The 12,930-nt window shown below is 51.7% G+C and carries 13 protein-coding genes; 3 read left to right on the top strand and 10 right to left on the bottom strand.

From position 1 onward, the window contains the following. Positions 1 to 2: 2 nt before the first annotated feature. Positions 3 to 794, bottom strand: a complete 792-nt coding sequence (locus AC6I1F_RS04420; protein ID WP_160335137.1) for an RNA methyltransferase — start codon at positions 792 to 794, stop codon at positions 3 to 5. Between the two features lie 227 nt (positions 795 to 1,021). Here AC6I1F_RS04420 and AC6I1F_RS04415 point away from each other — a divergent pair, with 227 nt between their 5' ends. Then, positions 1,022 to 1,801, top strand: coding sequence for an inositol monophosphatase family protein (locus AC6I1F_RS04415; RefSeq protein WP_202074560.1), 780 nt, complete (start codon positions 1,022 to 1,024; stop codon positions 1,799 to 1,801). 73 nt (positions 1,802 to 1,874) lie between these two features. Continuing rightward, positions 1,875 to 4,505 (top strand): DNA mismatch repair protein MutS, encoded by a 2,631-nt coding sequence (gene mutS / locus AC6I1F_RS04410; protein ID WP_289185295.1) that lies wholly within the window; start codon positions 1,875 to 1,877, stop codon positions 4,503 to 4,505. 9 nt (positions 4,506 to 4,514) lie between these two features. Here the strand turns inward: mutS and AC6I1F_RS04405 are convergent, their stop codons facing one another. The 8 genes from AC6I1F_RS04405 to AC6I1F_RS04370 form a co-directional block, all read right to left on the bottom strand. Then, positions 4,515 to 5,036, bottom strand: a complete 522-nt coding sequence (locus tag AC6I1F_RS04405) for an FKBP-type peptidyl-prolyl cis-trans isomerase (RefSeq protein WP_290432854.1) — start codon at positions 5,034 to 5,036, stop codon at positions 4,515 to 4,517. 83 nt (positions 5,037 to 5,119) lie between these two features. After that, positions 5,120 to 5,599: a pyridoxamine 5'-phosphate oxidase family protein gene (locus AC6I1F_RS04400; RefSeq protein WP_160335133.1), complete on the bottom strand. Its 480-nt coding sequence runs from the start codon at positions 5,597 to 5,599 to the stop codon at positions 5,120 to 5,122. Between the two features lie 58 nt (positions 5,600 to 5,657). Then, positions 5,658 to 6,833: an NlpB/DapX family lipoprotein gene (bamC, locus tag AC6I1F_RS04395; RefSeq protein WP_251451169.1), complete on the bottom strand. Its 1,176-nt coding sequence runs from the start codon at positions 6,831 to 6,833 to the stop codon at positions 5,658 to 5,660. A 92-nt stretch (positions 6,834 to 6,925) separates the two neighbouring features. Further along, on the bottom strand, positions 6,926 to 7,807 hold the full coding sequence (gene dapA, locus AC6I1F_RS04390) for a 4-hydroxy-tetrahydrodipicolinate synthase (protein ID WP_290432855.1): 882 nt from the start codon (positions 7,805 to 7,807) through the stop codon (positions 6,926 to 6,928). Positions 7,808 to 7,901: 94 nt separating this feature from the next. Beyond that, positions 7,902 to 8,477, bottom strand: coding sequence for a class I SAM-dependent methyltransferase (locus AC6I1F_RS04385; protein ID WP_290432856.1), 576 nt, complete (start codon positions 8,475 to 8,477; stop codon positions 7,902 to 7,904). Beyond that, the gene (locus AC6I1F_RS04380) at positions 8,474 to 9,127 is read right to left on the bottom strand and encodes a site-2 protease family protein (protein ID WP_202074556.1); all 654 of its coding nucleotides are present in this window, start codon (positions 9,125 to 9,127) and stop codon (positions 8,474 to 8,476) included. The genes AC6I1F_RS04385 and AC6I1F_RS04380 overlap by 4 nt, the downstream gene beginning before the upstream one ends. A gap of 92 nt (positions 9,128 to 9,219) precedes the next feature. Beyond that, entirely contained in the window at positions 9,220 to 9,843 is a 624-nt protein-coding gene (locus tag AC6I1F_RS04375; protein WP_289185658.1) for an L-threonylcarbamoyladenylate synthase, read from the bottom strand. A gap of 325 nt (positions 9,844 to 10,168) precedes the next feature. Further along, positions 10,169 to 11,008 (bottom strand): PHP domain-containing protein, encoded by an 840-nt coding sequence (locus AC6I1F_RS04370; RefSeq protein WP_251451175.1) that lies wholly within the window; start codon positions 11,006 to 11,008, stop codon positions 10,169 to 10,171. A 490-nt stretch (positions 11,009 to 11,498) separates the two neighbouring features. Here AC6I1F_RS04370 and hslO point away from each other — a divergent pair, with 490 nt between their 5' ends. Continuing rightward, positions 11,499 to 12,449, top strand: coding sequence for an Hsp33 family molecular chaperone HslO (hslO, locus tag AC6I1F_RS04365; protein WP_288319344.1), 951 nt, complete (start codon positions 11,499 to 11,501; stop codon positions 12,447 to 12,449). A 66-nt stretch (positions 12,450 to 12,515) separates the two neighbouring features. Here the strand turns inward: hslO and AC6I1F_RS04360 are convergent, their stop codons facing one another. Continuing rightward, complete coding sequence (locus AC6I1F_RS04360) at positions 12,516 to 12,920, bottom strand: cytochrome c3 family protein (RefSeq protein WP_290164465.1); 405 nt, start codon at positions 12,918 to 12,920, stop codon at positions 12,516 to 12,518. Positions 12,921 to 12,930 lie beyond the last annotated feature (10 nt).

The following is a 12,930-nucleotide window of genomic DNA, read 5'->3' as shown; positions in this document are numbered from 1 at the left end:
CCTTACTTGTTTCTTTGAGTTTTTCTGCCAGCTCTTTCTTCCCTCGGGCAGATAATTGCCCCGCAGATACCTCTTAGCATATCGACATCTGAGGACGAAAGCCCCGATCTCGACAAGATTCTTCTGAGTTTCGGCATCATAAATTTGGGCTGCTGCGGATTAAGCGCCCCGCAGCTGATCATCGCTTTTTCCAAGTGCTCAAAGAGTCCTTCGATCGCTTCAACTTTGGCGGGCTCTTCATCTTCAAAACGATGCGCATGCGCGTCAAGCGCCCTTCCGCGAAGCGTCTGCTGAAGCTGATACGCCGTGACCTGCACAGCCTGAGCTAAATTAAGAGAATCGCACTCGGGATTGGCGGGTATCGCCGTACAGAGCTGACAGAGCTCCATCTCCTCATTCGTGAGACCGCTTCTCTCAGTGCCGAATACAAAAGCGATCTCAGCGTCCTCAAATCGCTCCAGACGATCGCGAACCTCCTCGCAGCTGCTCTGAAGATCTTTAAGCGGAGGTCCGTATTCACGGTCATAGCCGGACAGCGCACAGGCAAAAGAGACACCGTCAAGCGCTTCAAGCAGTGTCGGAGCGGACACGCTCTTTTTCAGAACGTCGGCCGCGTGCGTTGAAAATGCGAGCGCGTCTGCGTTCTCCCGATAATCCTCATGACGGGGATTGACAACATAAAGCCGATCAAAACCCATGGTCTTGATCGCCCGAGCGGCGGCTCCGATATTGCCCGGGTGACTCGGAGAAACAAGGATGAAACGGATCCGCCCGCCGTGAGTGACAAATTCCATATATTGCCTGTGGTTGCGTTAAAATCGCATACTAGTTTAAAGCACCTATTTCGGTGCATCCGATTCTTACAGAGGTTTAAATGGCAGTTACTAATAAGCCCGCAGCCAAGCCGCAGCGCGCGAAATCCGGTGCGGGCAAGCGCTCCGCTTCCGCTAAGACAAAAGAACGGTCCGCAGAAAAAAAATTGTTCAGACCTGCTCCGACAATGCCGATGCAGAACAGCGGCATGCTTAACATCGCGATTAAAGCAGCAAGAGAAGCTGCCCGCATTCAGATGATGGCTTTCCGCGACAGAACCCGCCTGCACATCACGAACAAGGCCGCAGGCGATTATGTCACCGAGGTTGATAAGGAATGCGAACGCGTCATTACCGAAACCATTAAAACGGCTTTCCCGAATCATGCGATCCTCGGTGAGGAAAGCGGAGAAAGCGGTACTGTCGGCGCTGAATATCTCTGGGTTGTCGATCCGCTTGACGGAACCACTAATTTCATCCACGGCATCGACGTTTTTGCCGTTTCCATCGCGCTTCTCAAAGACGGAGTTCCTCAGTGCGGCGTCGTTTATGATGCCAACCGCAACCAGCTCTTTACCGCCGAGAAAGGCAAAGGCGCTTACCTGGACGAACGCAGAATCCGCGTTTCCAGTCTGACTTCTATTCAGGATGCGCTGGTCGCAACCGGTTTCCCGTTCCGTGAAGGTGACGATTACGGCGCCTACATGGAAACCATGAAGAAAATGATGGAAAACACCTGCGGCCTCAGAAGATGCGGCTCCGCTGCCCTGGATTTATGCTGGACCGCCTGCGGCCGCTTCGACGGTTACTGGGAAAAAGGCATCAAGATTTGGGATATCGCCGCAGGAGCTTTGATCGCTCGTGAAGCCGGCGCCATCGTGACCGATTTCTCCGGCGAGGGCGATTACCTCTCCAAGGGCGAAATCGTTGCCGCGACACCGAAGGTCTATGCCGATATGATGAAAGTCATCAGACCTCAGTCCGAGTAATTTTTTATTTGCATTTATCAAGAACCTTCTGCAGTATTAGAAGGTTCTTTGTTTATTCAGAGAGACGTTTCATATGTCCGCTCAGTCCATCCGATTCGAAGATATTGACGAAAACCAGCTGCTCAGCTTCACACCGGCGATGAGACAGTTCGTCGAAATTAAGCAGGCCAACCCCGGACTGCTCATTCTCTATCGCATGGGGGATTTTTACGAAACGTTTTTTGACGATGCGGAAACCGTGCACCGCACGCTCGGGCTGACACTGACTTCAAGAAGCGCGCTCGTGAGCGGAGCGCGCATTCCGATGGCGGGCATTCCGTATACAACTCTTGATCAGTACCTGCTTCGCCTCGTAAATCAGGGCTTCAGCGTCGGCATCTGCGAACAAATCGGCGTACCGGGCAAGGGCACTATGGATCGGAAACTGGTCCGCACGATTACGCCCGGAACCCTTACCGATGAAAGCCTTCTGAGCGAGAGAAGCGAAAGCTGTCTTCTGGCTCTCTATGCTTCCGGGAAAAAAGGCAAGATCGGTCTGTCCTGGATGATTATTTCTTCAGGCGTTTTCAAAGCGATCGAAACCGACGAAAGCGCGCTGATGAGCGAGATCGAACGCATCAATCCCTCGGAAATCCTGATTCCCGATTCCATGAGGGACACCGCGGAAAGAGTCTTTCCGGACAGAAGCGTAACGGCGCTTCCCGACTGGCACTTTGATCGGGTGCGGGCAGAAAAAACGCTGCTGTCGCAGTTCGGAACATCGACCCTGGAGCCTTTCGGCATCAGCGACTCTGATCTCTTAATCACTGCGGCGGGCGTTGTCGCCGAGTATGCCCGCGGAACGCAGGGTACTGAGCTCACGCACATCACCGGCATCGTCCGTGAAACAGACAGCGAGCACCTCGGTTTGGATGCGGCAAGCCGCCGCAATCTGGAAATCTCCCGCACGCTGCGGGGAGAACAAACCAATACCCTGCTCTCGACGCTGGATCACTGCAAAACCGCGATGGGCAGCAGAAGACTGCTCTCATGGCTCACATCACCGGCAAGCGCTCAGAAAACCGCATCGGCTCGAAGCGACGCGATCGAAATTCTGCTTGAGTCGATGCCTGAATTGGAAAATATTCAGGACTTCTTAAAGTCCATACCGGATTTTGAAAGAACCGCGACACGAATCGCGCTATCGAGCGTCAAGCCGCGTGAGCTCGCCTCTCTCAGAGACTGCATCCCGTCTCTAAATGTCCTGACGGAGAATATTCAGAAACTTGCCGCGCCGCTGCTTGCGAACACCGCTGAGAAACTGCCGCTTCCTCAGAGTCTCTACGATCTGCTCGACAAGTCAATCAAAAAAGAACCCAATACGTTTATCCGGGACGGGGGCGTCATCGCCGAAGGCTACAGCGCAGAGCTTGACGACCTTCGAGCAATCAAAGATCACGGCGGCAAATTCCTTGTCGAATATGAAGCCAAAGAAAAGGAAAGAACCGGGATCCCTACTCTGCGTGTGGAGTTTAACTCGGTTCACGGCTACTTTATCGAAGTCTCTAAGGCACAGATCGATAAAGTACCCGACAACTACCGAAGACGTCAGACGCTGAAAAACGTTGAACGCTACATCACGCCCGAATTAAAAGAATTTGAGGATAAAGCGGTCAGCGCCGAAGAGCGTTCAAAAGCGCTTGAAAAGCAGCTTTTCGATGAAGTCGTTGAAGAGTGCAAAAAGTACGTCACCGAACTCTTTGAGTCCGCGCACGCGGTGAGTGTTCTTGACGCGCTCTCGTCGCTTGCGACACACGCCGACCTTTATCGCTGGGTGAAGCCTGAATTCACACTCAATCCCGGCATCGATATCAAAGGCGCCAGACACCCAGTGGTGGAACGCACCATTGAGAACTACGTGCCTAATGACTGCGAGCTGTCCGCACAGAGAAAGCTGCACATCATCACCGGTCCGAACATGGGCGGTAAATCAACCTATATGCGCTCTATCGCGCTGATTGTGCTGCTTGCCTACAGCGGAAGCTTTGTGCCTGCGGATTATGCTGAGATCGGACCGATTGATAAGATTCTGACACGCATCGGCGCGGCCGACGACTTAGTGCGCGGACTCTCGACATTCATGGTGGAGATGACCGAAACCGCTTCTATTCTTCGTCAGGCGACGGATCGCAGTCTTGTGCTGATGGATGAAGTAGGCCGAGGCACATCGACTTTTGACGGTTTGTCGCTTGCCGCCGCCATTGCTGAGGATCTGGCCGTCAATCGTCAGTGCTTCACGCTTTTTGCGACGCATTATTTCGAGCTGACGCAGCTGGAAAAAACCGTGCCGAACGTTGTCAACATGCACGTCGCGGCTGCAGAAACCAACCGCGACATCGTATTTCTACACGAAATCCGTGAAGGAGCCGCTAACCAGAGCTACGGCATCGCTGTGGCAAAACTTGCCGGAATTCCGAGAAATGTCATTCGCGGCGCATCAAAAGTTTTAGAAAAATTGGAAGAGAGGGCCGCTCAGACCGATGATCGGCAGCTCGACTTGTTCTGCGCACCGGCTGAACCTCAGTTCGAGCCGGCTGCGGAAAAAGAAGCGGAGCTCAATGAGCTCCTTGATAAGATCGAAGATATCGATCTGGATGATTTATCGCCGCGTCAGGCTTGGGAAGCGCTTGCTGAGCTTCAGAAAACCGCGAAACAGTTCCGATAAATCGAGACCTTATTCGATATCTTTGCGCGTCACATCCGCGACCTGAAGGAAGTCCGGCATCATTTCCGAGGATTCCATTTCTTCGACTTCCTCAGGTGTGGCTTTCTCAACCTTCAAAACCTTGATGATGAACTTGAGCGACCATCCGGCAAGCGGATGGTTGCCGTCAAGATAAACGCGGTTCTCGTCGCTTCCGATTACCGTATAAATATGTTCGTCTGTCGGGTCGTTGGGAACACCTTCAAGCCTCATCCCCTCTTCCACGTTGTCACCGAGAAGATTCAGCGGGACCGCCTTAATCAGCTCCGGATCGCTCTCGCCAAACGCGTCTTCAGGCTCCAGCGTAACGTTGACAACATCTCCTTCTTTCTTGCCCAGGAGTGCTTTTTCCAGAGCCGGAAAAATATCGCCGTGTCCGAAAAGCACCGGGATACCTTCAGCGGGGCCTTTTTCAATTTCTTCGCTTTTGAGATCGAACATATCGATCTGCAGCCAGGCAACTGTATCCGGACCAATGGTTGTTTGTTCCATAGTTATCTCTTCTTCTCAGTATTTCAATCGGCTTATCCTACGTCCTAAAAACGGCAGGACAGCGCAAAATCCGCTCAGATCGGTTATTTCACACAAATTTTGCAGGAGAAACTCTCAAGCTCCATGCACAGAACTTCAACCGCCTCTGTCATTTCTTCAGTGAAGTTTTCTTCAATACCCGAATAATGCTTAAAGACAACTTTAAGTCCGTGCGCTTTTTCCTGAGCGTCTTCTACAATACGGAGCCGTCCGCTTCCCATGAAACTGCGGTAAGAAAATCCGCTGCGGCAGACCACCACCGGATCGAGATACAGTTTGCCGTCACAGAAAGCGCTGACAGCTGCACGATCATGTCCGTTTCTCAGAATACTGAGTCTTCTGCCTTCATGAGCGCAGTGACTGTAAAAACGCATTTTTCCGTCTTCAGTCATTTCATAGCCGAAGGACATCGGTACGGAGTAAGGCTCTTTGCCGTCATAGAGGCCGTAAGTCACCGCCTGGCAGTGATCAAGGACATCTTTGATTATTCCAATATCCGTAACTTCTCGGTCGGTTCTTCTCATAGCTTCACCTAAGAAAAAACCGGATAGCATTTATCCGGTTTGTGTTTTGATTAACTGACTAGCGAATCTGTTCCTGGAGCAGATTCAGGATTCTCGAAGAGGTACTCAGCGGATCTGTCTTATCGCTGTCGGGCATTGCCGTAACCTTTGTCTTATCTCCGTCGGAAGTCAGACATACGCGATACAGCGGAGCATCGATCGGTTTTTCTTTTCCGAACCAGCGAGCAAACAGTCCTTCATCATTTCTCTTCTTAACTTCGTAATCCGGGTCAAGGTAGCGGATGAAGTAAATGCCCTGTGCTCTGTCACGGTCGGCAATCGTCAGACCGACTCGATCAAGACCGACACCGACTCTGCGCCAAGCGCGATCGAACGGCTCATCAACTTCAAGCGCCTCGGTCTTGCCGTCAGCGCCTCTGATTTCGCGGCTGATATAAACCGGCTGTGCCTTCTGAAGTGCAGGCTGTTTTTCGATTTCTTCACGTGTCTTCTGTTTCGGGTTGTAGTCGTTTTCCAAACGCAGCGAGAGACGCGTCAGCATTTCGGCTTCCAGCTCTTTATCTGCGGGAGCGGGCTGCCAAGCGGTGTGTTCTTCGGAACTGTTGGTATAAACCTCGATCATGCGGCGGTTCGTCACATAAATATCAGTTCCGCCGTTGGCGTTGCGTTCCAAGCGGGTGCGGTAGCGATCTCTTTCGCCGGTGGAATACACGGTATCAAGGATCTTGCCAAGCGTCGCACGAATAATATCCTGCGGCAGATTAGCCTTGTTTTCCGCCCAGTTTGTTTCCATCACGCCTGCTCTCGGATCTTCACGTTCGACCTGAAGTCCGACGGAAGGCCAGAAATCTAAAACATTTTCCCAGACCTGATCGGGCGGGAGATTGACCTGCAGGTAACGCTGGCCGTCTTCCTTAATGATCTTGGTCATGACTGTCTTCGGCAGGACCGGAACAGCGGCGCCGACTTCTGCCTGAACTCCGGCAGCAGCCTTGCGGGCTTCCTCGACATCCGCAACCTGTGTCGCTGTCACAACTTGAGGCTTGCCGGGAACCGTAAAGCGATCATCAACCGGGATCTGAGACAAATCCGGAGGAACTTCTAAAGGCGCACGGCTGGAAGTGGTTTCATACTGAATCTTCTCGTCAGTAAATTTAGAACCTAAATACTGACAGCCGGTTAACGATACGGCCGCTACAGCCAGGGTTAAAGCTCGCAGAGGAAATCTGCCCATTCTGAACTCCAAATCTTCCCTTGGTCGGGATACAAAAATTGATTTAAGGCGGTCATTTTAGACTATGCCGCCTTAATTTAAAAACTTACCGATTAAATACAGCCGCCGATCTGCAGCGCACGTTCAACCTGCTCTCTCTTACTCGGTGAAAGCGGCACCAGCGGAAGGCGAATACCGCCCGGGATCAGACCCATGCGCTGAAGCGCCCACTTCGGAGCAACCGGGTTAGGTTCGCAGAAGAGTTCCTTATGGAGCGCCATCAGACGGTCGTTGATCGCACGGGCACCCATCACATCATTCTGCAGAGCAAGCTCGCACATCTCAGACATCAGACGAGGCGCGACGTTGGCGGTGACGGAAATCACGCCGCTGCCGCCCATGAGCATCAGCGCAAGCGCGGAATCGTCGTTGCCGCTGTAAATCGCAAATTCTTTGTCTTTAGCAAGACGGCTCATCAAATCTGCCGCACGCGCCAAGTCTCCGGTCGCGTCTTTGACACCAATAATGCCCGGAACTTCGACAAGACGCAGGATGGTGTCGTTTTTCAGATCCGCAACGGTTCTTCCCGGTACGTTGTAAAGAATCATCGGCAGATCAACCGCTTCGGCGATTGTTTTGAAATGCTGATACAGACCTTCCTGAGTCGGTTTGTTGTAATAAGGAACAACCTGAAGAGAGGCTGCCGCGCCGACGCTTGCGGCATATTCGGTTAATTCAATCGCTTCGCGCGTGGAGTTGGATCCGGTACCGGCGATAATAGAAATACGACCGGCCGCCGCTTCCACTGCAACGCGAATCAACTCGTTATGTTCGGGAAAATCCACCGTCGGGCTCTCACCGGTGGTACCAACCGCCACAATCGCGTTTGTGCCGGCAGCAATGTGCATCTCGATAAGATTTCGATAGGAATCGTAATCAATCGATCCGTCTTCGAACATCGGCGTCACAAGTGCAACAATACTTCCTTTAATCATTCTTCTCTCCTGAGACTTGATAGATTGAGTTGCTCCATTTTAACGAATAAGAACGCCTATCCGTTGTTTTAAAAATGATTATGCGAGCAAAACACTAGGACCTGAGGGATTTTTGAGCTAAAAACTGCTGGAAGCAGTCCCCCTTTTCTCCTAACTCCTGTCCGTAAGCAAGAATTTCCATCTGATCACGGTACACATCGATAAGCTCAAGCGGCTTCAGAACAAAGTCCGGGTTCTTCGCGCGATTGCCGTCAAATCCGGGATAAGGGAGCATGAACGTTTCGTAGATCAGGAATCCATCTTCTTTCAAAACCTCAAAGAGGTTCTGATACAAACGACGCTCCAGATAGAAACTCACCAGAACCGCGTCAAAACTTTTCGGTTCAAAAGGCCAAGGGCTGCCCTCAAAGTCGGCCTGAACAAAAACGGCCCCGGGGATTGCTTCGATGTAGGGGCGGCAGCGCTCATCAATATCGGCGCCCACCACTTCAAAACCGCAGGCGGCCAAAAGACGCGTGTTGCGTCCGCAGCCGCAGGCCAGATCCAGAACTCTGCCGCCTTTAGGCAGCTTCGGAATAAAACGCTTCACCCATTCGGAGGGGGCCCCCTTCAGTCCTTTGAGCGAGTGTTCGCTCGGAATATACGGCTCTTTCATCTTTTTTTTACTCACAGGAAAAGTCTGACAATGGAGCTTCCCAAGTGCATGAACGGTCTCATGAAGAAAGAAAGCGTGCCGGTAAGAATCAGCGCAAAAAGAATATACATTCCGTAGGGCTCAATTCTTGAATACTGCCAGGCCATTCCGGGAGGCAGCAGACCTGTTACGATTCGTCCGCCGTCCAGCGGAGGAATCGGAATCAGATTCAGCGCCATCAGAACGATATTGCAGCTCACGCCGGCAAGACACATCTGCGCGAGAAAGTCGCTGTCAATGCCGGCAATAAAAAGAATCTTCAAAATAATCGCCCAAATAACCGCCTGAACAAGATTTGCGCCGGGGCCGGCCGCCGCGACCCAAATCATATCGGTCTTCGGATTGCGCAGGTTGCGGAAATTGATCGGAACCGGTTTTGCCCATCCGAAAATGATGCCGCTCATGCCGGTGACCGCGCTCATGATAAGAAGCGCGCCTGGAACCAGAATGGTTCCGACCGGATCGATGTGTTTAATCGGATTGAGCGTCAGACGCCCGAGCATATAGGCAGTTGGGTCTCCGCACATCCTGGCGACATAGCCGTGCGCCGTCTCGTGGATGGTGATCGCAAAGATCAGAGGAATCGCGTACACCGTGATCGTCTGAATGATTGAAGCAATATCCATGTTTTTTCTTTATTCCAATAATTATTCGTAATTTCTTACTCTAATCAATTGCGGTCCGCTCTCGGCCTTTTGTTTTGTTAGCAAATGTGCGGTTATAGACCGAGCGCCTTGACGCTTCCGAGTCCCTCTCGAACGATTTCCGGAGCGTCGCCCGAAAGATCCACTACAGTCGTGTCTCCGATTGCGGAGCTTCCGTCGTCGAGCACAAATGCCAGCTGATCTCCGATACGGTCCTGAATTTCCCAAGCGGAGGAAAGCGCCTCTTCTTCCCCCGGCATGATCACCGTTGTACCGATAAGCGGCTCTCCGATTTTTTCCAGCAGTGAATGAAGTACTTTATTTGATGGAACTCTGAGTCCGATTGTTTTTTTTGAAGGATGTGCGAGACGGCGAGGCACCTCGCGCGTCGCTTCCAAAATGAATGTATAAGGTCCCGGCGTCACGCTTTTTGCCATACGGTAACCGGTATTGTTGACTCTGGCGAGATGACTCATCTGAGAGAGAGATTCGCACAGAAGCGTAAAGTGTTTTTTTTCACCAAGCTGACGAATCTTTCTAATTTTATCCAGTGCTTCTTTGTCATCGAGACGACACACCAAAGAAAATCCGGTATCTGTCGGAACTGCCGCGACCCGACCGCGGCTGAGGAGCTCCGCTGCCTGATTAATTCGGTGCGGCTGAGGACTGTCAGGCATAACCTGAAGAATATATCCCATGATTGACTCCTATTGAATTCGTTATTAATTAATCTTTGTATAAATCCCCGATCCTTCGAGGCCTGCCTGATAATTGCCCTGTCTTGTCTGCTGCCGGACAAAACGCGGATTCATTGTAGATTTCTCATATTGCCCTGACAAGAGCGTTAGGTCCTGTTATGACGCATTGCTTTGCGGATTTCTTCAGCGCATTTTCGTCGTCTAAAGTTCACAGACAACAAGACGAAGCCGATGAAATAGGATCAGACTTTCCGGCGCCGACTGTGCCGAGATATCTTATGTTTTTGATGCATGGACGAGTTCAGGCAGCCCTGACCGTTCGAAGCTACGAGAAATGGCGCCAAACCGGATCAAGATTGGACGGGAGATCGCCCTGAAGCCCCAGCTGCGCAGGCGAACCTTCAAAATGAAAATCACTTCCCGTGGAGACCCAGAATCCCAGCTTCTCAGCCATCTTGGCGTAAATTTCAGCCTGGCCGGGCTTATGACTTCCTGTCGTCACCTCAAAAGCTTTCCCGCCTGCGGCTGTGAACTGCGCAAACATCTCATCAAATGCCCACCTCTTGAGCGGGTAGCGTCCGGGATGCGCTAAGACAGGGATGCCGCCCGCATCCGATATTGCTCTGACAGCCGCGGCGATCGGGGTAGTTTCTCTCGGCACATAGGCCGGTTTGCCGGTGCCGACCCATTTGCGAAAAGCGTCCTGTCGATCTTCGGCCTTCCCGATTTTTACCAGCCAATCCGCAAAATGAGGCCGTGCGAGCAGCATGGAATTTGCTGCCTGCTCCCGAGCACCCTCCAGAGCTCCGTGCAGTCCGAGTTCTTCAAACTTCTCTGCCATTTTGAGGGCGCGATTAAAACGTTTTGCCCGAATATCTTTGAGAAGGTTCTGCAGTGCTTCATTTTTTTGGTCGAAATTCAGACCCACAATGTGGATCGGCACGTGAGCGAAATCCGTACTGACTTCACAGCCGGTCACAAAGTCCATACCAAGCTCTGAAGCCGCGTCTTTCATTCTTTCCAAACCTGCCGTTTCGTCGTGATCGGTAAGCGAAATCAGCTCCACACCATTGTCATACGCTTTTTTAGCCAATTCCTCCGGAGTCAGTACTCCGTCAGAAAAAATCGAATGCATATGCAAATCCGCTCTTTTGTACTCTTTCACACTTACCTCTTTTGCTGAGCTGCCCGCGACTTCAGCGACACCAGCCGCACTCTTTATCAATGTATTCCGCGGCCGCTGAAGGAAGATCAGGTTAATTGAAAGACGATTCCTGCAGCTGCGCAGTTTCATATCTTATCGAACAGATTACCGTTTTTGTCTTAAAAAACTGTCCGCTGCGCTAGATTTTTTATCAGCGGAGGGCCGCTTCTGCAAAACTGATCTGTCTCTTTGGAAAGCGAATCTTAGATTTCCTTCCGCGATTTTGCCTCACTTAGTCTTAAGACGGATCCGACTTTACTAAGCGTGCTAAACAATCGCTTACAAACACTGCGAGCGAAGAACCCGCCTGGGATCCGCATGTTCCGCCTTCTTCGCACTATGGACACGACTGGTAAGATTGAGACCGTTTTGGACATTTTGGTTACTAAGTAATTTGAGCAGTCGATAAAATGACTGACCAGTCAGTGACTTAGTTGTAGATAAATTGAATATGACAGAAAATAAACAAGAAAACCTTTCGAACCGCATGATTAAGTTCCTCTTTGAAGGAGCTCCGGTTCGCGGCGCCGTCGTTCAGTCCTCTGACGAATGGCAGAACATGATTCGTTTCCATAAATACCCGGAAAATGTCGCTTCGCTGCTCGGACAGTTTGCTGCCGGTGCGCTTCTTTTATCAAGCACTATCAAATTCGACGGCGCTCTGATCCTTCAGGTTAAAGGCTCCGGTCCGATTCAGCTGATCGTAGTCGAAGTCAGAACACCGCTTTCGGTCCGCGCTATGGCTCAGCTTCGCGAGGGTGCAGAAATCACGCCGGATATGGACCTGCAGGCGCTGATCAATCAGGACAACAAAGGCCAGTGCGCCATTATTCTTGATCCTAAAGGCCGCAGAGCCGGCGTCCAGCCCTATCAGGGCATCGTGCCTCTGTCCGGCGCCACCGTCGCGGAAAATCTCGAGGGCTACATGGTACGAAGCGAACAGCTCGAAACCAAACTCTGGCTTGCCGCAAACGGCCAAAAGATCGGCGGACTTCTGGTTCAGAAGATGCCGGGTACCGGCGGAACAGCCGCCGAAGCCAATGACCCTGACGCCTGGGGCAGAATCATTCAGGTCGCCAATACCGTCAAGAACGAAGAACTTCTGGAGCTGGCCGCGCCGGAACTTCTGCATCGCCTCTTCTGGCAGGAAAAAATGAAACCGATCGCCGAGGACGACGTCAGCTTCAGCTGCAACTGCTCACGCGAAAGAACTTCTTCCATGCTGCAGCAGCTCGGCTATAAAGAATGTATGGATATCATCAAAGCCGAAGGCAAGATCGATGTCACCTGCCGCTTCTGCAACCAGACACAGACGTACACGCCTGAAGAAGTTGAAGCGCTCTTTATCGAGGCCAATCCGGACGCCGGCGCCAAGGGCGCTGATCCGAAGCGTCCTCAGTAACCGCTTCTAGGTAAATAAATGCCTTCGATTCCGCAAGGACTCGAAGGCCTTTTTGTTTATAGCGTGTTACTTCGGATCTTTCATATTCCACGCTTTAACGTCGTGGCACGTCGCGCAGTCATTAACGCTTGCCCTATGCTCTCTGTGGCAGTCGGTGCAGTCCTCCGTACGGCCGAAATGATAGCTGTCGTGCGGATTCACTAAAGCGATATGCTCCTTCACTTCGCCCGTCTTAGGATTTTTCATGCGGGACGTGTAGTTAAGACGTTCCGTACTTTTCGCAAGCTGATCCTGATTGTGGCAGGTGACGCACTGCGCGGTCGGTACCGGTGCAAACGTTCCGTTCTGATGACAGCCTGTGCATTGAATATTTCTCTGTGCATGCTTACTCATCTGCGGCATCTTAGCGGAAGCGGCAGCGGCAAAAATGAGCGAACACAGCAGGACTGAGGTTTTGAGTATTGTCTTCATTGATTTTCTC

It is taken from the genome of Parasutterella sp. St.1A3 (assembly GCF_059728705.1).
Note: the sequence above shows the minus strand (reverse complement) of the source record. Positions and strands in the feature narration are given on the sequence as shown.

Excerpts from the sequence above, each read along its gene's own strand:
- AC6I1F_RS04420 (WP_160335137.1), bottom strand. The coding sequence starts at position 794 with ATGGAATTTGTCACTCACGGCGGGCGGATCCGTTTCATCCTTGTTTCT.
- AC6I1F_RS04415 (WP_202074560.1), top strand. The coding sequence starts at position 1,022 with ATGCTTAACATCGCGATTAAAGCAGCAAGAGAAGCTGCCCGCATTCAG.
- mutS (WP_289185295.1), top strand. The coding sequence starts at position 1,875 with ATGTCCGCTCAGTCCATCCGATTCGAAGATATTGACGAAAACCAGCTG.
- AC6I1F_RS04405 (WP_290432854.1), bottom strand. The coding sequence starts at position 5,036 with ATGGAACAAACAACCATTGGTCCGGATACAGTTGCCTGGCTGCAGATC.
- AC6I1F_RS04400 (WP_160335133.1), bottom strand. The coding sequence starts at position 5,599 with ATGAGAAGAACCGACCGAGAAGTTACGGATATTGGAATAATCAAAGAT.
- bamC (WP_251451169.1), bottom strand. The coding sequence starts at position 6,833 with ATGGGCAGATTTCCTCTGCGAGCTTTAACCCTGGCTGTAGCGGCCGTA.
- dapA (WP_290432855.1), bottom strand. The coding sequence starts at position 7,807 with ATGATTAAAGGAAGTATTGTTGCACTTGTGACGCCGATGTTCGAAGAC.
- AC6I1F_RS04380 (WP_202074556.1), bottom strand. The coding sequence starts at position 9,127 with ATGGATATTGCTTCAATCATTCAGACGATCACGGTGTACGCGATTCCT.
- AC6I1F_RS04375 (WP_289185658.1), bottom strand. The coding sequence starts at position 9,843 with ATGGGATATATTCTTCAGGTTATGCCTGACAGTCCTCAGCCGCACCGA.
- hslO (WP_288319344.1), top strand. The coding sequence starts at position 11,499 with ATGACAGAAAATAAACAAGAAAACCTTTCGAACCGCATGATTAAGTTC.
- AC6I1F_RS04360 (WP_290164465.1), bottom strand. The coding sequence starts at position 12,920 with ATGAAGACAATACTCAAAACCTCAGTCCTGCTGTGTTCGCTCATTTTT.